The sequence below is a fragment of the Asticcacaulis biprosthecium C19 genome, assembly GCF_000204015.1.
Taxonomy (GTDB): Bacteria; Pseudomonadota; Alphaproteobacteria; order Caulobacterales; family Caulobacteraceae; genus Asticcacaulis; species Asticcacaulis biprosthecius.
Map to the genome: position 1 here is coordinate 254,498 of NZ_GL883077.1, position 22,884 is coordinate 277,381.

The 22,884-nt window shown below is 61.3% G+C and carries 23 protein-coding genes; 12 read left to right on the forward strand and 11 right to left on the reverse strand.

Features of this window, described 5'->3' with window-relative positions; translation table 11 throughout:
• Positions 1–24: 24 nt before the first annotated feature.
• Positions 25–840: a class I SAM-dependent methyltransferase gene (locus tag ABI_RS01525; RefSeq protein WP_006271042.1), complete on the reverse strand. Its 816-nt coding sequence runs from the start codon at positions 838–840 to the stop codon at positions 25–27.
• A 248-nt stretch (positions 841–1,088) separates the two neighbouring features.
• On the opposite strand from ABI_RS01525, the gene ABI_RS01530 reads away from it, so the two are divergent.
• Both ABI_RS01530 and ABI_RS01535 read left to right on the forward strand, forming a co-directional pair.
• The gene (locus tag ABI_RS01530; RefSeq protein ID WP_050808169.1) at positions 1,089–2,600 is read left to right on the forward strand and encodes an AMP nucleosidase; all 1,512 of its coding nucleotides are present in this window, start codon (positions 1,089–1,091) and stop codon (positions 2,598–2,600) included.
• 284 nt (positions 2,601–2,884) lie between these two features.
• Positions 2,885–4,243: an anthranilate synthase component I family protein gene (locus tag ABI_RS01535; RefSeq protein WP_245531277.1), complete on the forward strand. Its 1,359-nt coding sequence runs from the start codon at positions 2,885–2,887 to the stop codon at positions 4,241–4,243.
• Positions 4,244–4,268: 25 nt separating this feature from the next.
• Here the strand turns inward: ABI_RS01535 and ABI_RS01540 are convergent, their stop codons facing one another.
• From ABI_RS01540 to ABI_RS01550, 3 genes are all read right to left on the reverse strand, one after another.
• Positions 4,269–4,829: a TadE/TadG family type IV pilus assembly protein gene (locus tag ABI_RS01540; protein WP_006271045.1), complete on the reverse strand. Its 561-nt coding sequence runs from the start codon at positions 4,827–4,829 to the stop codon at positions 4,269–4,271.
• Positions 4,829–5,374: a TadE/TadG family type IV pilus assembly protein gene (locus ABI_RS01545; RefSeq protein ID WP_245531278.1), complete on the reverse strand. Its 546-nt coding sequence runs from the start codon at positions 5,372–5,374 to the stop codon at positions 4,829–4,831. Before ABI_RS01545 ends, ABI_RS01540 begins: the two co-directional genes overlap by 1 nt.
• Before the next feature lie 130 nt (positions 5,375–5,504).
• Positions 5,505–5,981 (reverse strand): pilus assembly protein N-terminal domain-containing protein, encoded by a 477-nt coding sequence (locus ABI_RS01550; protein ID WP_006271047.1) that lies wholly within the window; start codon positions 5,979–5,981, stop codon positions 5,505–5,507.
• Between the two features lie 392 nt (positions 5,982–6,373).
• On the opposite strand from ABI_RS01550, the gene ABI_RS01555 reads away from it, so the two are divergent.
• The 10 genes from ABI_RS01555 (at position 6,374) to ABI_RS01600 (ending at position 16,137) form a co-directional block, all read left to right on the forward strand.
• Positions 6,374–6,553, forward strand: coding sequence for a Flp family type IVb pilin (locus ABI_RS01555; protein WP_006271048.1), 180 nt, complete (start codon positions 6,374–6,376; stop codon positions 6,551–6,553).
• A 102-nt stretch (positions 6,554–6,655) separates the two neighbouring features.
• Positions 6,656–6,826: a Flp family type IVb pilin gene (locus tag ABI_RS01560; RefSeq protein ID WP_006271050.1), complete on the forward strand. Its 171-nt coding sequence runs from the start codon at positions 6,656–6,658 to the stop codon at positions 6,824–6,826.
• Positions 6,827–6,907: 81 nt separating this feature from the next.
• Positions 6,908–7,426 carry an A24 family peptidase gene (locus tag ABI_RS01565; RefSeq protein ID WP_006271051.1) on the forward strand — a complete coding sequence of 173 codons (519 nt, stop codon included), beginning with the start codon at positions 6,908–6,910 and terminating at the stop codon, positions 7,424–7,426.
• A 214-nt stretch (positions 7,427–7,640) separates the two neighbouring features.
• Entirely contained in the window at positions 7,641–8,576 is a 936-nt protein-coding gene (gene cpaB / locus ABI_RS01570) for a Flp pilus assembly protein CpaB (RefSeq protein WP_006271052.1), read from the forward strand.
• Positions 8,573–10,180, forward strand: coding sequence for a type II and III secretion system protein family protein (locus tag ABI_RS01575; RefSeq protein WP_006271053.1), 1,608 nt, complete (start codon positions 8,573–8,575; stop codon positions 10,178–10,180). The genes cpaB and ABI_RS01575 overlap by 4 nt, the downstream gene beginning before the upstream one ends.
• A gap of 10 nt (positions 10,181–10,190) precedes the next feature.
• Positions 10,191–10,877, forward strand: a complete 687-nt coding sequence (locus ABI_RS01580; protein WP_040308483.1) for a CpaD family pilus assembly protein — start codon at positions 10,191–10,193, stop codon at positions 10,875–10,877.
• Between the two features lie 45 nt (positions 10,878–10,922).
• On the forward strand, positions 10,923–12,422 hold the full coding sequence (locus ABI_RS01585) for a CpaE/TadZ family protein (RefSeq protein WP_006271055.1): 1,500 nt from the start codon (positions 10,923–10,925) through the stop codon (positions 12,420–12,422).
• 10 nt (positions 12,423–12,432) lie between these two features.
• Complete coding sequence (locus tag ABI_RS01590) at positions 12,433–14,067, forward strand: TadA family conjugal transfer-associated ATPase (RefSeq protein WP_006271056.1); 1,635 nt, start codon at positions 12,433–12,435, stop codon at positions 14,065–14,067.
• Positions 14,068–14,076: 9 nt separating this feature from the next.
• Positions 14,077–15,090, forward strand: a complete 1,014-nt coding sequence (locus tag ABI_RS01595) for a type II secretion system F family protein (RefSeq protein ID WP_006271057.1) — start codon at positions 14,077–14,079, stop codon at positions 15,088–15,090.
• A 15-nt stretch (positions 15,091–15,105) separates the two neighbouring features.
• The gene (locus ABI_RS01600; RefSeq protein ID WP_006271058.1) at positions 15,106–16,137 is read left to right on the forward strand and encodes a type II secretion system F family protein; all 1,032 of its coding nucleotides are present in this window, start codon (positions 15,106–15,108) and stop codon (positions 16,135–16,137) included.
• 35 nt (positions 16,138–16,172) lie between these two features.
• On the opposite strand, the gene ABI_RS01605 is transcribed toward ABI_RS01600, so the two are convergent.
• From ABI_RS01605 to ABI_RS01635, 7 genes are all read right to left on the reverse strand, one after another.
• Positions 16,173–16,601, reverse strand: coding sequence for a cupin domain-containing protein (locus ABI_RS01605; protein WP_006271059.1), 429 nt, complete (start codon positions 16,599–16,601; stop codon positions 16,173–16,175).
• Positions 16,602–16,609: 8 nt separating this feature from the next.
• Positions 16,610–17,974: a Gfo/Idh/MocA family oxidoreductase gene (locus ABI_RS01610; RefSeq protein WP_040308834.1), complete on the reverse strand. Its 1,365-nt coding sequence runs from the start codon at positions 17,972–17,974 to the stop codon at positions 16,610–16,612.
• Between the two features lie 19 nt (positions 17,975–17,993).
• Entirely contained in the window at positions 17,994–19,178 is a 1,185-nt protein-coding gene (locus ABI_RS01615; protein ID WP_006271061.1) for a Gfo/Idh/MocA family protein, read from the reverse strand.
• A 231-nt stretch (positions 19,179–19,409) separates the two neighbouring features.
• A complete protein-coding gene (locus ABI_RS01620) occupies positions 19,410–21,227 on the reverse strand; it encodes a ribonucleoside-diphosphate reductase subunit alpha (RefSeq protein WP_374188331.1) in 1,818 nt (605 codons plus the stop codon).
• 299 nt (positions 21,228–21,526) lie between these two features.
• Complete coding sequence (panD, locus tag ABI_RS01625) at positions 21,527–21,895, reverse strand: aspartate 1-decarboxylase (RefSeq protein ID WP_006271063.1); 369 nt, start codon at positions 21,893–21,895, stop codon at positions 21,527–21,529.
• An 87-nt stretch (positions 21,896–21,982) separates the two neighbouring features.
• Entirely contained in the window at positions 21,983–22,360 is a 378-nt protein-coding gene (locus tag ABI_RS01630) for a GxxExxY protein (protein WP_006271064.1), read from the reverse strand.
• 146 nt (positions 22,361–22,506) lie between these two features.
• Complete coding sequence (locus ABI_RS01635; RefSeq protein ID WP_006271065.1) at positions 22,507–22,815, reverse strand: DUF883 family protein; 309 nt, start codon at positions 22,813–22,815, stop codon at positions 22,507–22,509.
• Positions 22,816–22,884: the final 69 nt, after the last annotated feature.

Consider the following 22,884-nt stretch of genomic DNA (forward strand, 5'->3'; position numbering starts at 1 on the left):
AAAACACTTTCACGACACAAGCCCTTACGCCGGCTTGCGGAAACGCAGCGTCATCCGGTCACTTTCACCGATGGCATCATAGGCCGCCCGTTCTTCGTCCGTCAGGGTACGGGTATCGTTCTTGCTGCTGCGGATGGGCTTCAGCGTCCAGACACCGAAGGGATGGTCGCGCGTATCCTTCGGATTGGCATTGATCTCCGACCGATCTTCCAGCACGAAACCGGCCTTCTTTGCGGCGGCAATGACATAGGATTCCGGCACATAGCCGGTGCCGGCCATCGGGTCGGACCCTTCCGGCGCGCGGTGCTGTTCGACGGCCAGAATGCCGCCGGGCTTCAGTGCGCCGTAAAAGGCAGTCATGAAGTTGTCGGTCGTCTCGCCTTGACGCACCCAGTTGTGGAAGGCGCGGGCCACCAGGATCATGTCGGCCGAATTGGCCGGCAGGCTGGTGAAGTTGCTACCGCTAAACGGATAGGCCTTGACCTCACCATAGATGCTTTTATCGGCGACTTCGGCCCAGAAGGCCGGATCGTCGGTCTTGCCCATGGCGGCGGCATAGGTACCACCGGTGGCCTTGGCGTAGGGAGCGAGGATTTCGGTCCACCACCCCTTGGCGCCGGGATTGACCTCGATGATGGTCATGCCAGGTTTCAATCCCCAGAAGGTCAGGGCCTCGACGGGATGGCGGTATTGGTCGCGCGCCTTGTTGTCGGCCGAGCGCCACGACCCGGCGACGGCGTCGTGCAGGGGATTGTCTCCGTGATGATTGGCCAGGGCCGGGGTCGCCATAAAGGCGAGGCCGGCGAAGGCGATCAGCAGGTGGCGGCGGATAGTGGACATGACAGGACCCTCGTTTGTTTGTGCTTATACGCGCCAAACTCAACATCCCGCCGCCCACTTCAAGAAATAGGTGTCCATTTTCTATAGCGGCCGTTCCGTTCCGGCCGGCGAAGTACGTCCGACGCCGGGAACACATTCTGATCACCCTATCAGAAAACCTTCCGCCTTCCTCGCATGACAAGGATTCGGTTGCAAAAAGTGACCCTTCCGCTCTTGGCGGAACTGGCGGAGGCTGTTACGTTCCAATCATGAACAAGCATGTGAAAAACAAGGATGCGACGTTGAATTCCGCATCCGCCATCGTCGGGCAACTGAAAACCCTCTACGCCCAGGCCGTCACCGCGTTGCAGCAGGACCTGCACGCTTATCTGGAACAGCGCACGATTCCGTCAAAAAACCTGCGCGCAGCCGGCCGGTATTGCTACCCGAAACTGACCGTCACCTGGAAGGGCACGCATCTCGACGAGGCCGACGAACTGGCCATCCTGAACAACCGCCACCCCCAAGTGAACCGCGCCTTCGCCCGCTTCTCGCGACCCGGCACCTATTCGTCCTCGATAACCCGGCCTGACCTGTTCAGCGACCATATCGAAGAACAGCTCGAACTTCTGATCCGCGACTACAATGCCGACTGTTCTGTAAGCGTGTCGAACCAGGAAATCCCCTACCCCTACGTGCTGGACGGGGCCGGTCTGGACCTCAACAGCGTCTCCGCACTGGACCTGATGCGGCATTTCCCTGCCACCGAACTGGCGTTGATCGGCAACGAAGTCGCCGATGGTCTGGACATGAAGGATGAAAGCGGACATAGGCCGCTGGCCCTGTTCGACGGTTTGCGCACCGACTTCTCTCTGGCCCGGCTGCGCCATTACACCGGGACGCCGGCCGAACATACCCAAAGCTACATCCTGATGACGAACTACAATCGCTATGTCGATGTCTTCGTCGCCTGGGCTGTGGAACAGCTCAAGAAACCCGACAGTCCGTATACAGCCTTGTCGTGCTGCGGTTACTTCACCATCACCAAGGATACGGCCAATCCGGAAGAGCTGATCGCCAATTCGCCATGGCGCAAGCACCAGATGCCGGCCTACCACCTGATGCGCGAAGGTCGCCAGGGTATCACCTTGGTCAATATCGGCGTCGGCCCGTCCAATGCCAAGAATATCACCGACCACCTGGCCGTGATGCGTCCGCACGTCTGGCTGATGATCGGTCACTGCGGCGGCCTGCGTCCGTCGCAAAGCATCGGCGACTACGTCCTGGCCCACGCCTATCTGCGTGATGACCACATCATGGACGATGTCTTGCCACGCGAGATTCCGATCCCACCTATCGCTGAAGTCCAGCAGGCGCTGCATGAAGCGGCCGTTCGGGTCACCGGCGAGGATGGTGATGCGTTGAAGAAACGGTTGCGCACCGGCACGGTGGTCACCACCGACGACCGCAACTGGGAACTGCGCTATACCTTGAGCGCCTTGCGCTTTTCGCAATCACGCGCGGTCGCCATCGACATGGAGTCGGCGACACTGGCCGCCCAGGGTTATCGTTTCCGGGTACCGTACGGGACACTGTTGTGCGTGTCGGACAAGCCTTTGCACGGCGAACTGAAGCTGCCGGGTCAGGCCAATCACTTCTATGAACGCGCCATCCGCGAACATATCGATATCGGGATCGAAGCCGCCAATATCCTGCGCGACTACGGCACAAAGCTGCATAGCCGCAAACTGCGGGCGTTTGACGAGCCGCCGTTCCGGTAAACTGGGGCTTGGGGCTCCCGCTCCGCCGCCTTCGGCGACACCTCCCCCCTGCGGGGAAGGATAAAAAATGGAGCGGAAGGCCGGCAGGGTCTGCTCCAACCCGTGGCCATCCGCTCCAGTACGATCAATGGACCTCCATCCATAGGGTTTGGACCTGACGTCAATCGGTCGTCGACCGCCTTGAAACTACGGGTCAAATCCTGATATCAGCATAGTCCCTTAACCCCTGCAATCGAATCAAGTTGCTGTGAATGTTGCGGTTTTCGCCCCGGCTTCAAGAGATCGTGACGGTTGCTCTCCCATTCGAGAGCATCCGTGAACGGCTGGCCGGATGGATGCGGCAACCGACCGCGGCCGGCATGGTGTCCGACGGTGGAAAGCTTGGGCGATACAGCTATCTGATGACGTCGCCCGAGGCGGTCGCTGTGCTCGACTACGACGACCCGCGCGATGTGGCGACGTTTCTCACCGAGGCCACAGCCTTCGTCAACCCCGACGATGCCGTAGCGAGCTTGCCGCCGTTCACAGGGGGGCTGGTCGGCATGGCGTCGTTCGAACTGGGGCTGAAGCTGGAACGCATGAAGCGCCGCCCCTTCCGCATCGAAGGCCGCAGCGCCTGGCCGGAACTGGTGGTGATGCGTTTTGCCGCTGTCCTGGCCTTCGACCATCATGCCGGAACCTTGACCGCCATCGGACGGGGGGAAACCAAGGCTGCGGCTCAGCATGCCGTCGATAACCTGGTGGCGACCTGGCAGGCAACGCCTGCCCTGGAGGTGCCTCCGGATTTGCTGGAGGGGGCCTTGCGGCTGGAAACCGCCGATGAGATTCATGAGGACAAGGTCGCGGCCCTGGTCCGCCAGATCCACGCCGGCGATCTGTTTCAGGCAAACCTGGCGCGTGGCTGGACCGGGCGGCTGCGTCGTGATGTCGAGCCGGGCCATGTCTTGCAGGCCTTGCAGACCGCGGGTCCGGCGCCGTTCGGTGGCTTTTTCCGGTGGGGCGATCGCGCGGTGGTGTCGAACAGTCCGGAACGGTTTATCCGGCTGGATATCGACGGCCTGATGGAGACCCGGCCCATCAAGGGCACGCGACGTCGGGGCGCATCGATCGCTGAGGATGAGGCCCTGGGTCGGGAATTGCTGGCCAGCCCTAAGGACCGGGCCGAGAATTTGATGATCGTCGACCTGATGCGGCACGATCTGTCGAAAGTGGCGCAGGTCGGCAGCGTGGCGGTAACCGCCTTGCAGGCGTTAGAAAGCTATCCGAACGTGCATCATCTGGTGTCAACGGTGATCGGGCGCCTGGCACCGGGCCGGACGGCGGCGGACGTGCTGAGCGCGACCCTGCCGCCAGGGTCGATTTCCGGCGCGCCCAAGGTCCAGGCCATGAAGGTCATCAGCGAGATGGAAGCAGCGCGCGGACCCTACTGCGGGTCCTTGTTCTTCATCGATGCCGGCGGGGCCATGGATTCCAATGTGTTGATCCGGACCCTGGCCTGTGAGCGCGATGACGGCGGCCACTGGCACATCCGCCTTGCCGCCGGCGGCGGGATCGTGGCGGACAGCGAGCCCGTGGCCGAGCGCGTGGAAACAGAGACGAAGGTGTCGTTGATACGGAAGGTGTTGACGGGTGCCGTCGAGTAACGGGGTCCGCGGCCCCTCGGACTTACTAGCTCGGTCCGGTCACCGCCGCGCCGTTTCGCGGATGGTGGAAGAAGGTGTCCTTGAACTTCGTCTCGCCCGGAAGGAAGTTGCCGATCGGCGAATCATAGTCATACTCGACCTCGGTCACGATCAGGCTTTCATTGGCCGAGATCTGCGCCGTCGTCACCGTTGCGAGTGTAGCACCATTTGTATACTCCGCCAGCCCGTTGCCGTTGTCGACGCTCCAGATGACCTTGGCCTGGTTCGAAGAATTCATCGTCACGCAGGTCAAACGCATCTTAAGATTGGTACCCGTCGAGAAGGGCTGTAGCATCGAAGTGCCAATCGCCCACAGATCGGTGATATTGGCGCTGGACAAGGTTTCCGACTGCGCCGCCAGATCGCCGATCGTGGCCGCCAGATGCGACGTCCGGCGCGACGCCATCATGCCCAGGGTCAACTCGGCCAGGCTGAGATAAGCCATGATCAGCAGCGGCGCCACCATAGCGAATTCAATGGCGGACACGCCGCGTTTGTCAGCTAAAAAGGCCTTGAGCGAGAACAGTTGGTTCAGACGACGTAACATCAGAAGGGCTCATTCCGGAAGACGACCTTGGACGTGATCACCGCATCCTGGTTGCTCAGGGTCGTCAGACCCGCGTTCAGGAAGGGCGTAAATAGCGGCCATTCATAGTAGGCGCGGACCAGTTGTATCTTGGAAGCACCCCCGATATTGAAATTGAACTTGCTCTCGTCGAATTCGCCGTCCTTGATCAGGTCCGTCGTCGGGATTTCCGAGAAGTTGTTGTAGGTTGTCACATCGATCTTCAGGCTGCTCATACAACTGCCCGACAGCCAACCCATCTTGTCGCAAACCTTCTGCTTGAAGACCGTCAACGACGTGTTGCCCGTTGTCGCAATCCCGGTCCGGATCTGGCGCGATGCCACATCCGTCGCATTGTCCAGGCTCACCGACAGCAGGATCACCAGGGCCAGCTCGATACAGGCACAAATCAGGAAGACCAGCGGCCCCGCGATCAGCGCGAATTCCACCGCAGCCGCGCCCTTATGGTCGCGGCAAAAACTCTGAAGACGGTTACGAACGGTAGGGATGGCCATAGCTGAGGTCATGCGCTTTCTCAATTCATCGGCAACTCTTACACCGCCGGGGTCAACAGTCCGTTAAACTACGCCCAGAAATGCAAAATCCGTGCCGTACACAGGGCACGACACGGATTTTCTGTCTCACAAACAATTATTCTTACTGAGCCGCCATGGCTGTCGGCGCTGGCGCAGCCCCGGCCGAATTCGAAGCCGGCGCCATCACCATCGGCGACGGACCGGAAGCGCCCGCCGTTGTCGGCGTTGGCTCTTCGGAAATGCAGACATTGGTACACACCATCAACGAGGGCTTCAAACCCTTGTAGACCGTGATTGCGCCCCTTTTCGGCGCCGTCACCGTCACCTCGCCGTCAAACAGCGAGCGGCCGTCACGTCCGGCGACATTGACCGCGCTGCTGCCGAAACCCTTCCCCACTATATAGAGGGTGCGCGAATCCACCACTGTCACGTCGGCAATGTCCGGATTGCCAACTACGACCGTACCTGCCGGCGCCACCAGAGTAACACGCAGCGTATGGTTCTTTTCCACCGTCACCGGCTGGCCGGCCAGGGCCGGCACCGCCGCCATCAGGCCAAATGCCGTCACGCTCAAGGCCGCTCTGATCGAAAATGTCATCTTCTTTGTCATCGTGCAGGTCCACGCTCTATATATAGATGGGCCTCAAGCGCCCGGGTGCATACCTAAACTAGGACCCAGGCATGAGGGTCGCGTTAGGAAACAAGGTATAAAAGAAATCTTTAAAATTGCTGAACATAATACTAACAAAAAAAATGCCGTTTTAATTCAATCATCACCAAGGTTAATCGTAGTTAAGGTTAATTCAAATTTACAGTAAAAAAGAATTAACTATAGAAAATTTTTAGCAACATCGAGTTGTTTACTTCGTTTTAATCAAGGCGCGCTAATTTGATCTCGTGTTCGGGAGCATTTGAGCCGTTCTAACCGGTCCCCCCGATACGATGAATGTCTCAACTGCTTTACTTTTTTGACCAACTAGGAGAAATACCATGACCAAGTTTTTCAACCGCTTTGCCAAGGACGAATCCGGCGCGACTGCCATTGAATATGGCCTGATCGCCGCTCTGATCGCCGTCGCGCTCATCTCGATCCTCGGCACCCTGTCGGGCTCGCTGACCGGCACCTTCCAGCGCGTCTCGGACGACCTGACCGCCGCCAACGGCGCCTAATAATCACCGACAGTCAAAGCGTACCGATCGAAAGACCGGACCTTGGGGCCGCAGATAAGCAGTTATCTGCGGCCCTTTTCTATCCGAAAGACACCAATAGCCATGTTACGCCGATTTATTGCTGACGAACGGGGGGCCACAGCCATTGAATACGGGCTGGTCGCAGGCCTTTTGTTCCTCGGCGTAGTTGGCGCCATCACCGCCTACGGTGATGCTTTCACCACTATGTACGAGGGTATCCGCGATTCTACGGAAGCCGTGATGGGCGGCTAATGCTGCCGTCCTGTAAGCAGATTTTAAGCTTGCTGGTTTAACCTGACAGACATCCGTTCCGTCGCCATCGAGGCCGCCCCCGTGTCCATTCCGCTGATTTTCGCCCTGACCTACCCGGCCTACCTGTTGTGGGCCGCTGTCAGCGACCTGGTCAGGATGACCATCTCCAACCGGCTGAACCTGATCCTGGCCGGCGCCTTCTTTCCGGCCGCCCTTCTGCTGGGCCTGAGCCTCGGCGATATCGGCATCCACACCGCCGTCGCGGCAGGTGGCCTGGTGCTGGGCATGGTCTTGTTTGCCCTGCGCTTTATGGGAGGTGGCGATGCCAAGCTTATCGCGGCAACCGCCCTGTGGCTCGGTCTGGACGGCTTCATTGCCCTGCTATTCTACACAGCGCTCGCTGGCGGTGCCCTGACCTTGGGTATCGTCATAGCCCGCAAGTTCTTCTGGGCCCTGGCGCCCAAACTGCCCAAATGGCTGGGCCAGCATCTCGAAGCCAAGACCGGCATTCCCTATGGCATTGCCATCTGCGCCGGCGGCCTCCTGGCCATTCCGCACGGCGATCTGTGGGCCCGACTCACGCCGCTTTTAAACGTCTGACAAACCGCCCTACCCGGCAGGTTTATCCAGGTTTTTGGCACATTTTGAGAAATAGCACCCGCAAATTGGCCGAAAACGACACACGCCCCGGTTTCCTTAGGTGAACGTTAACTAACCTTAAGCCAAGAATTTCCGGAGTTATATCCACGCCGACCTGGCAGCGCCCGCCCCAACCTCTTCGGCGCACCGGTCACAACGAGGGAAGATTTCGGTCATGAAGGCGTCACGCTACGTCGTAATGGGAGTCGCGGCCATCGCCGCCATACTGCTGGCCTTTCTGGTCCGCGGTATGATCGCCGGAGGCGGTGCCCAGGAAGCTAAGGCTACCGTCGATAAGACGCCAGCCGTGGCGACCGCCCGCGTCCTGATCGCTGCCCGCGAGCTCAAGGCCGGCACCCGCATCAGCGAAGCCGACCTCACCTGGCAGGAATGGCCGGTCGCGTCACTCAACGCCGCCTATATCGTCGACGGCGGTATGCCGGCAGGCGCCCCGGGCATGGAAGGCGCCGCCAAGCCGGCTGCCGACAAGCCCAAGAGCGATGTCGAAGAAAAGGTCGGCGACGTTACCCAGGCCGTCGCCGACAAGATCGCCCCCTCTCCTACCAAGGAAGCCTATGTCGGCGGTGTCGCCCGTGAAGACATCCTGGCCAATGAACCCATCATCGACGCCAAAATCGTTCGTTCTGACGAAGGCGGTTTCATGGCCGTCATGCTTCAGCCGGGTATGCGCGCCCTGGCCGTCCCGGTCAGCGTCGACAACACCGCAGGCGGCTTTATCCTGCCCGGCGACCGCGTCGACATCCTGGTCACGCACCAGCTGCCGTCGGCGACGGGCCGCGGCACGATCGACAGCGTCCAGCCGGTCCTGCGCAATATCCGCGTCCTGGCCATCGACCAGTCTGTCGCCGCCGAGCAGGACAAGCAAACCGTCATCGGCGCCACGGCGACCCTGGAAGTGTCGCCCGGCGACGGCCAGGTCGTGACCCTGGCCAAGGCTTCGGGTACCCTGTCGCTGATGCTGCGTTCCTACGCCGACGCCCAGGGACCTTCCGGCGCGGTGACTACGTCGCCCACAGGCGGCGCCAGCGAAGATTTGCCGGTCCGTGTCTATCGCAACGGCCAGGCCACTGAGGTGACGGTATCCCGATGAGCTCTTTCCTGACACCCTCCCGGGCCCTGCTGCCCGCCACCGCTCTGGCCGGGTTGATGACCCTGCTGGCCACCGGCGCCCACGCTACGGGTGAGCCCAAGCCTTATAACAGCCTGAAGTCCGGCGGCGGAGGCGGCATGGCCGTCCAGACCCAGACCAGCCAGGCCCGGGTTCAGGTGTTGCGGCTGCCCAAGGGACGTTCGGCCGTGGTGGACCTGCCGACCGACGCTGCCGACGTCTTCGTCTCCAATCCCGCCGTCGCCGACGCCGTGCTGCGCACGCCGCGTCGTATCTTCGTTCTGGGTGTCGAAGGCGGACAAAGCGACGCCATCTTCTTCGATGCCCAGGGCCGCCAGATCCTGAACCTCTCGATCCGCGTCGAAGCCGCCACCGACGAACTGACCGACACCGTCCACCGCCTGTTCCCGACCAGCAAGGTCGAGGTCCAGTCGCTGAACGGCCGCGTCGTCCTGTCGGGACTGGCCCAGAACAACGCCCAGGCCGACCAGATCGCCCGCTTGGCCGCCAGCTATGTCACCAAGCCTGAAGACGTCATCAACCTGATGTCGATCGCCGGGAAGGATCAGGTCACGCTGAAGGTCCGCGTCATCGAAGTTCAACGCTCGGCGATCAAGCAGTTGGGCCTGTCCTCGGACATCGTCTACAACAACGGCTCCCAGTCCTATTCCTATGGTCGCGGCAATACCTACGGCACCAACGGCACCAGCTATGGCGGCCGCGGCCTCTGCTACGGCCAGAACAATGTCGTCACGAACAACTTCACCGACTCCAACAGCGTCACCGACCAGACCGCGGTTACGCTGGAAGACACACCTGTCGTCAACCGGACGCTGACCGCCACCATCGGCTCGGCCGTCAACACCACCTGGCGGACCCTGACAGGTTCTTCCAACGCGACCTGTCTGCAGGCCTTTGAGCGGGTCGGGCTGATCCGCACCCTGGCCGAGCCCAACCTGACCGCCGTGTCGGGTGAAGCCGCCAAGTTCCTGGCCGGTGGCGAATTCCCCGTGCCCGTGGCCGAAGACGATGCCGGCCGCATCACCGTCGAGTTCAAGCCCTTCGGTGTCGGTCTCGGCTTTACGCCGGTCGTCCTGTCGGAAGGTCGCATTTCTATGAAGATCTCGACCGAGGTGTCCGAGATCACCAATGTCGGCGCCTTTACCAGCAACGGCAGCAACCTGACCATTCCGGGCCTTTCGGTGCGCCGCGCCGAAACTACGGTCGAAATGCAGTCGGGCGGATCGCTGATGATCGCCGGCCTGCTGCAATCCAAGTACAAGCAGTCGATCGACAGCCTGCCGGGCATGACCTCGCTGCCGATCCTGGGCAGCCTGTTCCGGTCGCGTGACTTCCTGAACGAAGACACAGAACTGGTGGTTATGGTCACGCCCTACATCGTCGACCCGGTCCATCCCGACCAGTTGCAAACGCCCGCCGACAATCTGGAATTCGCCGACGACATGAGCACCGTCTTCATGGGCCGCCTGAATAAGGTCGTCGATGGTGACGCCGTTGCTGCCGGCGTCCCCGCCAGCGGACCTACAGGTCCCTATGTGGCCCCCATCGGCTACGTGATTGAATAGGAAAGCGACCATGACCCCGCGCTTCACATCCCGCTCTATGGCCCTGGTCGCCCTCTTGGCCGCCTCCGCCCTGACCGCGTGCGCCACCGGCAATCAGGCCCGCCTGGAGCCTGCACCGGCGGTAACGCCGACCGCCCAGTTCGCCCTGACCGCCGAATCACGCGTCGAGCCCATTCATCTGCGCATCAACCCGACCGGCATTTCGGCCAACCAGGCGCGCGCCCTCGACCAGGTCGCCTCCCAGGCCGCCTGGACCGCCGGTCAGCCGGTCGACGTCCAGATCATCACCAGCCCCGACCCGGCCTCCATGGCGGCGGGCAACGCCATTGCCGGCTATCTGGCCGGCCGCGACGTTTCGCGCGACGCCGTCAGCCAATTCAGCGTGCAAAGCCAGCCTGTTGAGATCGTAACCGTCAACGTCGTCAGCTATCGCGCCTCCGTCCCCGGCTGCGGTCAGACGTGGGAAAACCTGGCGGCGACGCGCAAGAATACGCCCCATGCCAATTTCGGCTGCGCCATCACGGCGAACCTCGCCGCTCAGGTGGCCGATCCGCGCGACCTGGTCGACCCGGCGACGGCCACCCCCAGCGACGCCGGCCGCAAGTCGGTGGTCCTCGATAAATACCGCAGAGGTGAAGTGACCTCGGCGGCCAAGGACGAGCAAAGCACCGGCGCCATTTCGCAGGCGATTAAGTAATTCGGCACATAATCGGCCAAGAATCGGAACTTTAGAGAGACGACCATGCCCCAGGCGAAACATTCCGATCCGTTCGACAATCTCGACGATCTCGACGACGAGTTCGTAGATTTCCGCGCCAAGCTGGACGCGGCGGACGAATTCGAACTGGACCAGCCGGCAGCCTACGCGCCGGACGCGGATCCGTTTGCCGATGATTATTCGCCGCAGGAGAGCGGCCCGGTCCGGCAACAGGCCCTGGCCCAGCCCCCGTCTCTGGCCAAGCGCGACCTTGGTCTGCGGGAAACGCTGGCGGCGGGCGCGAGCCTTGGTGGCGGTTTGGGTGACGATGATATCGGCGCCATCTCGATCCCGCGTATCAACATCCACTTCTTCCCGGATTCAGAAGCCTCGCTGCAGGCCTGCGACACAGCCGCCCTCGACCGCCGCATGAGCCGCGCCCAGTGCACCGTCAAGCGCGGCGGCATCTTCGAAGCCATGGACACCTATCGCCATGAGCCGACCCCGTCCCTGATCGTCGTCGAAAGCGGCGCCCGCGGCCGCGACCTGCTGGACCAGTTGGGCCAGCTGGCTGAGGTCTGCGATGGCAACACCAAGGTCGTCGTCGTCGGCGCCCACAACGACATCTCGCTGTACCGCGAACTGATCCGCCAGGGCGTATCGGAATACGTCGTCTCCCCGCTGCAACCGCTGTCGCTGATCAAGACCATTGCCGGTCTGTTCAACGACCCGGAGACCCCCTTTGTCGGCCGCACCATCGCCTTTGTCGGCGCCCGTGGCGGCGCCGGATCGTCGTCGATCGCGCACAACTTCGCCTTCAACCTGTCGGAGTCGATGTCGTCCAATACGGTCATCGTCGACTACGACCTACCCTTCGGTACGGCTGGCCTGGACTTCAACCAGGATCCGCCCCACGGCCTGGCCGACGCGCTCAACGAGCCCGACCGCCTCGACTCGGTATTGTTGGACCGCATGCTGACCAAGTGCACGGAACGCCTGTCGCTGTTCTCGTCGCCGGCGGCCCTCGACCAGGACTACACCGCCGATCCGGACGCCTTCGACGAGGTGACCCGCAAAATCCGTTCGGCCGCGCCGTTTATCGTCATGGACCTGCCGCACGTCTGGACACCGTGGCTGCGCCAAAATCTCGTCGCCGCCGACGACGTCGTTATCGTCGCCACGCCGGACCTGGCCAGCTTACGCAACGCCAAGAACATCATCGACCTGCTGAAGCACAGCCGGCCGAACGATACCCCGCCGCGTCTGGTATTGAACCAGATGGAAACCCCGGGCCGTCCCGAAATCCCGGTCAAGGACTTCACCGCCGCCCTGGGCATCGAGCCTTCCGCCCTCATCCCGTTCGACGCCAAGCTGTTCGGCAGCGCGGCCAATAACGGCCAGATGATTGCCGAGGTCGGACCGACGTCCAAGGCCGCCGAGGCCTTGGGTCACCTGACTGCCGCCATCACCGGGCGCACCCCGGAGCCGACCAAGGCCAAGAAGGCCAGCTCTTCGTCTTTCCTGAGCAACCTCTTCAAAAAGTGAGCCGCCTCACGTGTTTGGTAAACGTCCGACAGATGGGGGAGCAGCCCCCGCAGGCGCCGGCCGCACAGGCTTTGGCGGCGCCCCGAAGGGAGCACCAGCCGCACCTGCGTCCGGTGAAGCGCGTCCTCAGGCCTTAAGCAAAGTCAATGGCGCGCCGCCACCCGCCGCAGCCACATCGGACATCGCCACCCGTCCGCAGCAAGCCGATGCCCGTCCGCGTAAGGAAGCGCCGGCCGGCGGCGGCATGCCCATGCCCGAACTGTCCCAGGAAAAGCGCGTCGACAAGAACACCGCTGCCGCCAAATCCAAGCTGGCCGCCGGTCTGGATCAGATGCACAAGGCGCAGGTGGTCACCGAGATCGTTCGTGAGCAGTCGGACTATTACCACGCCACCAAGACGGCGATATTCAACGCCCTGCTCAACACCATCGACCTGAGCCAGCTGGCCCAGCTTGACCACAAGGCAGCGTCCGAGGAAATCCGCGACATCGTCGCCGAACTGGTGGCGATCAAGAACGTCTCCATGTCGGTGGCGGAACAGGACAACCTGGTCCAGGACATCATCAATGACGTCCTCGGCTACGGCCCGCTGGAGCCCCTGCTGGCGCGCGACGACATCGCCGATATCATGGTCAACGGCGCCCAGCGCGTCTTCATCGAAGTCAACGGCAAGGTCCAGCTGACCAATGTCCGTTTCCGCGACAATCAGCAGCTGATGAACATCTGTCAGCGCATCGTGTCGCAGGTCGGCCGTCGCGTCGACGAAAGTTCACCGATCTGCGACGCCCGCCTCCCCGACGGTTCCCGCGTCAACGTCATCGCCCCGCCCCTGGCTCTGGACGGTCCCACCCTGACCATCCGGAAGTTCAAGAAGGACAAGCTGACCATGCGCAACCTGGTGGAGTTCAACTCCATCAGTCCCGAAGGCGCCCGCGTCCTGGGCGTTATCGGCGCCTCGCGTTGTAACGTCCTGATCTCCGGCGGTACCGGCTCGGGCAAGACGACCCTGCTCAATACCATGACGGCCTTCATCGATCCGACCGAACGCGTCGTGACCTGCGAAGACGCCGCCGAACTGCAGTTGCAACAGCCGCACGTGGTGCGCCTGGAAACCCGGCCGCCGAACCTGGAAGGCCAGGGCACGATCACCATGCGCGACTTGGTCAAGAACTGTCTGCGGATGCGTCCCGAACGTATAATCGTCGGCGAAGTCCGCGGACCGGAAGCCTTCGACCTGTTGCAGGCGATGAACACCGGCCACGACGGTTCGATGGGCACGCTGCACGCCAACAGTCCGCGGGAAGCCGTTTCGCGTCTGGAATCGATGATCACCATGGGGGGCTACGGTCTGCCGTCGCGGACCATTCGCGAAATGATCGTCGGCTCCATCGACCTGATCATTCAGGCTGCCCGTCTGCGCGATGGTTCGCGCCGCATCACCCACATCACCGAGGTCCTGGGCCTGGAAGGCGATGTCATCGTCACCCAGGATCTGTTCCTCTATGAGATCGAAGGCGAGGACAAGCAGGGCAAGATTATCGGCCGTCACCGCTCCACCGGCATCGGCCGGCCACGATTCTGGGACCGGGCGAAATATTACGGACTCGAGCGCGAGCTCGCTGAAGCGCTGGACGCTTCGGAATAGGTTGAACCCATGTTGATGACGCTCCTCATTGCCTTTCTCGGCTTCGTGGTTATCGCGAGCGTCGGCTTTGCCTTTATCGGCGGCGGCGGTGGTGGTAACAGTGGCGGCGGCGCGGCCCTGACCAAACGCACCCAGACCATTGGGCTGGGCACCAATATGCGCGGTAAGCGCGGCGGCAAGTCCGCCGCCAAGTCGCCGGAAGAGCGCCGCAAACAGATCACCGAACAGCTCAAGGAAGCCGAAAAGCGGGAACGCAAGGCGCGCTTGACCCTGCGTTCGCGTATGCTGCATGCTGGCCTGACACCGAACGTCACCCAGTTCTGGATCATCACGGCCGTCCTTGGCGTGGTTGCCTTCGTCGTGCCCCTGGTCCTGCTGGGCAAGATGGACTTCATGTTGCGTCTGCTGGTGGCGCTCGGCGCGGGCTTCGCCCTTTCCTACGGCGCCCCGCGGTGGGTCCTGGGCATGATGGCGACCGGCCGCCTCAAGAAGTTCACCGAAGAATTCCCCAATGCGATGGACATCCTGGTCCGCGGCATCAAGTCCGGCCTGCCCGTGCACGACGGTCTGAAAATCATCTCCAAGGAAAGCCCGGCGCCACTGGGCCCCGAATTTCTGCGCCTGGTCGAAAACGTCGGCGTCGGCATGTCGGTCGAAGGCGCTTTGGAAAAGATGTCCGAGCGCATCCCCTCGCCCGAACTGCGCTTCTTCACCATTGTCATCGCCATCCAGGCCAAGACCGGCGGCAACCTGGCCGAGGCCCTGAACAACCTGTCGACCGTTCTGCGCGCCCGCAAGATGATGCGCGAAAAGATCAAGGCGCTGTCATCGGAAGCCATTGCATCGGCCTCGATCATCGGCGTCTTGCCCCCTGGCGTCGGCGTCATGATTTCGTTGACCCGGCCGGAATATATCGGCGGCATGTTCACCGATCCGCGCGGCCAGATCATGCTGCTGGGCGGCGCGATATGGATGGCGCTGGGCATCTTCATGATGCGCAAAATGATCAACTTCAAATTCTGACGGGGAGGCCTTTCCATGACCGAATTCGCTTCCACCATCATGAACCCATCGAACCTGATCGCCATTGCGGTGGCGGTTCTGGTGTTCTTCACCGTGATCACGCTCGGCAAGAGCATGACCTCGGGCGAGCAGCTCGACAAGCGCCTCAAGGCCGTCGCCCAGCGCCGCGAAGAGCTGCGCCGCCAGTCGCGGCAGCAGATCGTCAAGGAACAGTCCGGTGGCCTGCGCCACAAGGACGACGGCATGGCGCGCGGCTTCGTCGACAAGTTCAACCTGCGCAAGCTGCTCGAAGACCCGAAGGTGGCCGAAAACCTGGCCATGGCCGGTTTCCGCGGCCCCAAGCCGATCTCGACCTTCTACTTCTTCCGCTTCCTGATGCCGTTCGTGCTGGGCGCGCTGGCGACCTTCTACATCTTCGTGGTCAACGACTTCGGCCAGAAGATGAACATGAAGATCCTGATCTGCGTGGCCATGTTCGTTGCCGGCTACTACGCGCCGAACATCTACATCTCGAACACGGCCTCCAAGCGTCGCCAGTCGATCGTCGCCGCTTTCCCGGATGCGCTGGACCTGCTGCTGATCTGCGTTGAAGCGGGCATGTCCATCGAGACCGCGCTTCACAAGGTGTCGCAGGAAATCGGTGGCACCTCGATCCCGCTGGCCGAAGAAATGTCGCTGCTGGTGGCGGAACTGTCCTACCTGCCCGAACGACGGCAGGCCTATGAGGGCTTTTCCAAACGCACCAGCCACCCCGGCATCAAGTCGGTCTGTACGGCGATGATCCAGGCGGAAAAGTACGGTACGCCGCTGGGGACCGCCCTGCGTGTCATGGCCAAGGAAAACCGGGAATTGCGCCTGTCGGCGGCGGAAAAGAAAGCAGCGGCCCTGCCGGCACAGCTGACCGTGCCGATGATCGTCTTTTTCCTGCCGGTGCTGTTCGTGGTCATTCTGGGTCCGGCGGCGCTGAAGGTCATCGACCTGCAATCGGCCAACGCCAAGGGCGGCGAAGAAGCCGCGCAAAAGGAAGCCGGGAAAGGCGATATTTAAGGCCAGGGGCCTCGGGCCCCTGGCCTTAAGTCTTCCTACTCCGGGCTCCAATTGATGACATGGTAAACTGCGGGTTTATCCCCGACGTTGCGTAGCGCATGCGGGCTGTTCGACGCGTTGAACACGATCGAGCCCGCCCCTATCCGCACCCATTTGCCGTCGGACAGCACTTCGACCGTGCCCTCCTTGATGATAACCAGTTCCTCATTCACATGTGTATGCGGCGCATGAGAGCTAAGCCCCGGATTGAGCGTGGTGATATGCATCTCCAGTTCATCCAGAGTGGCCGTCGGTTGCCGCACGACATGGCGGTACGCGCCCACATCGGTCGCCTTGGCTTCGATCGTCTCCCAGTTATAGACCGCGGGGCCGAGTATCGCCTTGTCGGCATGGGCGAACCCGACCGCCCCCAGGGTCAAAACCACCGCACCTGCCGCTATGCAGATATCGCGCTTGGTGATCATGGCCGGCCTCAGATCGTGTAGGGCGCGCGCATCGGGCGCGACAGCATGGCATTGGCTTCGTCGTCGTTCTTGAAGCGCTCCAGCACCGGATCCCAATGGACCTTGCGCTTCAGCATCATGGCGATGTCATGCACCAGGCAGGTCGAACAGCCGCGATGACCCAGTTCGGCCGGTGAGATCGGCGCGTCGCGGCTGAGGATGCAGTCCAGCCAGTTGCCGTGCTGTTCATCGGCCTTGTACAGATGGATCTCGTTCGGCCCGATCACCGAGGTCAGGATCTTCGGATCGGAGGCCGCCAGTTTGGGTGACGGCGCCGATTTCGGATCGCTGGCCGTCGCCGCCGACTCACCGCGCGACACGAACAACCATCCCTTGGTCCCGATATATTTGATGCCGTTGGGATAATCGCCCGACACGCTCATGCGCATGCCATTGGCATAGAGGGCTTCGGTGCGGAACTTGCCATGGACGTCCCACAGGCCGGCCTGCGGGTACTCGACATGGTCGCACCACACCTCGACCGGACCGGTATGTTCGGTATCCATGCCCCAATGGGCGCTGTCGATATGGTGCGAACCCCAGCCGGTGATCATGCCGGCGCCGAACTGACGCAGACGCAGCCAGCCCGGCCGGTCGTAACCGACCCGCGGATGGACGCGGTCCAGCGTGTAGGGCACATAGGGCGTCGAGCCCAGCCAGGCATCATAGTTGAAACCTTCCGGAACCGGCATGGGCGTCGGATTACCGCCGGCCGGGTCGCCCGGCAGACCGACCTCGACCCGCTGGAGGTCGCCGATGCGACCGTTGCGGACCAGTTCGGCGGCGGTACGGAACTGCGGCATGTTGGTGCGTTGCTGGCTGCCGATCTGCAGGATGCGGCCCGAAGCCAGGACAGCATTGCTCAATGCGCGGCCTTCGGCGACGGTCAGCGACGCCGGCTTTTGCAGGTAGACGTCCTTGCCGGCACGAACCGCGTGGATCGCCTGGATGGCGTGCCAGTGATCCGGCGTCGAGATGATGACGGCATCGATGTCCTTATTGGCCAGGACCTCGTGATAGTCGGTATAGATCTTCACGCCGTCATAGGACTTGCCGGTCTTCTTGGTGTAAAAGTCGTTGACCAGAACCTTAGCCTCTTCGGCGCGGTGAGGGTCGACGTCGCAAACGGCGGTGATCAGGGCGCGGTCATATTGCATAACGCCGGGCATATCGTGGCCGCGCGAAATGCGGCCCGTGCCGATGGCGGCGACGTTGATGCGCTTCGACGGGGCATATTGTCCGAACACGGACGATGGTAGAATGGCGGGGAAGCCTGCGGCCACGGCGGTCGCCAGCCCGGCCTTCAAGAACCCGCGTTTGGAAAGCTTAGCCATGCGCTTCTTCTCCTTGTTTTTAGCCGAGGCCATTGATCCGTTTGGCGTTCTTTTGCGCTGTTATGGACAGTTCGGCGGCCAGCAGGGCCTGATCCTGGTCCTGGGCCGTATGGGTGCGGTTGACGACGTCCTTGACGAACTGCGGCCCGAACGGCAACGGGCCGTTGGTGCAGTCGATGACGCGCGTGCCTTGCTGGTTGACGACGATCAGCAGGTTGCCCTTCTTTTCAACGCCGACATTGATGTATTTGCGCGCCTCGATATAGCCGTCTGTCCCTAAGATAAACAGCCGGCCGTCGCCCCAGGTGCCCAGACCCTTCGGCGTAAACCAGTCGAGGCGAATATAGCCAAAGCCCTTGTCGCTGCGCAGCATCATGTCGCCAAAGTCCTGGAACTTGGGACGGTCGGGATGCTTCAGATTGGCAACCTGCGAGGTCACGATCTCGGCCTTGGTCGAGCCGGTGTAATAGAGAAACTGATCGACCTGGTGCGAGCCGATATCGGCCAAGATGCCGCCAAAACGGGCGTCGTCCCAGAACCAGTCCGGGCGCCCGCCACCACCGCCAGCGTCGCCCCCGTTCTGGAAGATCTGGTGCGGCGCCAGGTTGATGGTCTGGATCACCGTGCCGATGGCGCCCTGCTTGATCAGCTCGCCGGCATGGACCGCGGCGCGCACGTCCAGGCGCTCGGAATACTGGATCTTGTACATCCTGCCCGTCGATTTGATCGCCTTGCGGACATCGGCCAGCTCTTTCAGCGTGATGATGCCGGGCTTGTCGGCCAGGACGTCCTTGCCGGCCCGCATGGCGCGCAGGCCGATCTGAGTCCGCTCGTTGGGAACCTGGGAGGTCAGGATGACCTGGAGCGACGGATCGTTGATGATCTCGTCCTGTGTCGCCTTGATCGGCACATTGGGAAAGCGTTTCGTGAAGTTGGCCAGCTTGTCGGGCTCGGAGCCCCAGGCCGAGACCAGCTCACCGCCACCGCGCATCACCGCCGCCGCCATGCCGTAGATATGGTCGTGGCTCATGCCGACGACGCCGAAGCGGATCTTGTGTTTGGGTTGCTCCTCGGGCAGCATCGGCAGGGTCTCGATGGCCGTCTGACCGGCCGCCAGAGCGGCCTCGGGTACGCCGGCGCCCATCATCGCCACCGGTGTCAAACCCGCCGCCATCAGAAACTCACGTCGTCCGGTACGCTGCATGGGGTCCTCCTGTGTGGCATGGTCATTGGTCTGACCTTTTCGGCCATGATGGCCTGATCAGAAGGGTAAGGCAAGGGGCCTCGGGCCCCTGGACCCCATAACATGTTCGGGATTGGACTTCCTTTATAGCCAAAATAAAAGGGGCTCCGAAGTGGGCCCCTTCTATTTTGGCTATGTAGAAAATTCAAACTCTGACGCGTTACGGGGTCCAGGGGTCCGAGGCCCCTTGCCTTACTGACACGCCAGACATTCCTCATAATCCGTCTTCGGCGTCGACATCTTTTCCACGATTTCCTTGGTTTCGCTGCCGGCGTGCGAGGCGCGCTGGACCGACTTGGAGCGCAGATAGTACATCGACTTCAGGCCCTGTTCCCAAGCCGTCCAGTGCAGCATGTGCAAGTCCCATTTGTCGACATCACCGGGCAAGAAGATGTTCAGCGACTGCGACTGGCAGATTTCTGGCGTGCGGTCGGCCGCCAGTTCCACCACCCAGCGCTGGTCGATTTCGAACGCTGTCTTGAACACGAACTTTTCGTCTTCGCTCAATTCGTCCAGATGCTGCACCGAACCTTCGTGCTGGACGATGTTGTCCCACACCTCGGCCGTGTTGATGCCCTTGGTTTCCAGCAGGCGCTCCAGGTATGGGTTCTTCACCGCAAACGAACCCGACAGGGTCTTGTGCGTGTAGATATTGGCCGGGATCGGTTCGATGCCGGCCGAGGTGCCGCCACAGATGATCGAGATCGACGCCGTCGGGGCGATGGCCAGCTTGTGCGAGAAGCGCTCCATGACACCACGCTCTTCGGCGTCGCGGCACGGTCCGCGCTCCTGACCGAGCTTGATCGACGCCTTGTCGGCTTCGCGGCGCAGGTGCTTGAACAGACGCATGTTCCACGACTTGGCCATGGCGGATTCGAAGGCCACGCCCTGAGCCTGCAGGAAGGAGTGGAAGCCCATCAGGCCCAGGCCGACGGAACGTTCGCACAGGGCGGAATAGACGGCCGAATCCATCGAACCCGGGGCACACTGGATGAAGTCTTCCAGCACGTTGTCGAGGAAGCGCATGACATCCTCGATAAAGCCCGGCGCGTCGCGCCATTCCATAAAGGTTTCGGCATTGACCGACGACAGGCAGCACACCGCCGTGCGGTCCTGGCCGCGATGGTCCGGGCCCGTGTGCAGCATGATTTCCGAGCACAGGTTCGACTGGGTCACCTTCAGGCCCAGTTCGCGCTGATGCTGCGGCATAGAGCGGTTGATGGTGTCGTTAAAGATTAGATAGGGCTCGCCGGTTTGCAGGCGGATTTCCAGGATCTTCTGCCACAGGTTACGGGCGTCGATGTAGCGCACGACCTCGTCGTTCTTCGGCGAACGCAGGCCGAACGGCGTCCCATCGCGCACGGCCTCCATGAATTCGTCGGTAATGCCGATACCATGGTGCAGGTTCAGGCTCTTGCGGTTGAAGTCGCCCGACGGCTTGCGAATTTCCAGGAACTCTTCGATTTCCGGGTGGAAGACGTCGAGATAGACGGCCGCCGAACCGCGGCGCAGGGAGCCCTGCGAAATCGCCAGGGTCAGCGAGTCCATCACGCGGATGAAGGGGATGATGCCTGAGGTTTGACCGGCGCCCTTGACCTTTTCACCGATCGAGCGGACGCGGCCCCAATAGGTGCCGATGCCGCCGCCATTGCTGGCCAGGGCGACGTTCTCGTTCCAGGTGCCGACTATGCCTTCCAGGCTGTCCGGCACGGCATTCAAAAAGCAGGAGATCGGCAAGCCGCGCGAGGCGCCGCCATTGCTCAGCACCGGGGTCGCCGGCATGAACCACAGTCTGGAGATATAGTCGTAAATGCGTTGGGCATGCTCGCTGTCGTCGGCATAGGTGGTGGCCACACGGGCAAACATGTCCTGATAGGACTCGCCGGGCATCAGATACCGGTCGTCCAGGGTCGTCTTGCCAAAATCGGTCAGGAGGGCATCACGCGAAGGGTCGGTAACCACATGCTTATGCAGCTTGAACTCAGGACGCACCTTTGGGCGAACAGCCATGTTCGCCTTAAAGGGTACAGAAACCTCACGCTTGACCGCTTCACTCGCTGACATAATCGCCTTAACCCTTGGGTAGAAACTGAACCATGCGGGGCGCCGCCAAAACTACATGTAGTGTCTAGGCTGCCCCGTTCGTCGATATATGGGGCTTAATCCGGTGAGTCCGTCAAGCGGCCAACACCCTGTTCAGGCGAACTTTTTCGTTAATGAGACGTAAATTTTTTTTCTTTTTTCAAGAGCCTCAAGGGTTTGGACGATCTTTACACAAATTAACCAACATCACGATTTCTGTGAACGAATCAGACGACGATTTGGGACTCGGTTTCCGACAGATAGCGGTCAAGTCGATTGTGCCGGTCAACCAGCACGACTCTGGGGACAATCGGGGCCTGCGTGAGCTCAAATCCCATAATGATGATCTGTTCGCCCTCGCCGATAAGATGCGCTGCGGCGCCATTCATGGCGATGGTGCCCGAATCCCGGTCGCCCTTGATGACGTAGGTTTCCAGCCGAGCGCCCGAGGTGTTGGAGACAACGAGCACGCGTTCACCTTCCCAAAGGCCAACGGCGTCCATCAGGCTTTCATCAATGGTGATCGACCCGACATAGGCCAGGTTGGCTTCGCTGACATAGGCGTTGTGGATTTTGGAACGGAGGCAATGACGCATGGGCGGTTCTTTTGACACTTTGGAAGAGGAACACGGAAAACACTGAAAGACGCTCGCAAGCGAGCGCCGACACGGAAAACACGAAAGTCAGAGAACAACCCGGTCGATCTGCACCTTTCCCGGCGCCCCGAAATTGACAACGAGACCGAGGCGCAGCCCTGTAGCTTTCAGGTAATGAAGCAGTTGCAACTTGTGCTCTGGAGCGATGCTTTGCATCACCTTCAATTCGAGAATGATCTTGTTAAAACAGACAAAGTCAGCGCGATAGAACTGGTTAAGGGCTTCGCCCTTGTAGGTCAGGTTAAGAGCACGGTGCGCAACATAATCGATGCCGAGTTTCTGAAACTCCCGTTCCAGGCATTCCTGGTAGACCGCCTCGAGAAACCCGGAACCCATTTCTCGATAAACTTCAAACACCGCGCCACGGACGCGAAAGACTTCGTCTTCAAACAGCAGTTCCGCCATTTCGTGTTTTCCGTGTTGAGGTTCGCGAAGCGAACATCCTTCGGTGTTTTCCGTGTTCCTCTTAAACGCTCAACGGGAAAGCGCCAAGACTTACCAATGCAAAAAGGCCCGGACAAGCCGGGCCGAGAAAAGAAACGCTACTAACCTCAATACGCCCGTTCGCTGCGGTGGGTCAGGATAAAGCCCAAAACCACGCCGACAGCCAAAGCCACCGCCGTCGAGGAAAGCGGGTGGTCGTCCACGGCGCTCACCGCCCGCTTGCTGGCCGTCGACAGTTCGTCCGTCGCCATATCGGTGAACTGTTTGATACGCGCCTCGGCGACACGGGCCTTCTTGGCCAACTGGCCATAGACGTGCTCGACCTCGTACTTGATGGTCTCGGCCAGAGACTGGACATCGTCTTCACTGAACGATTTGATCTTGTCGGCAGCCGCCTTGGCTTTCGGGGACAGCATGACAGACTCCTTGCGTTGAACACAGAAGAAAGGACTCTACGCCGATCGCCACGAGTCCGCCGTCACATT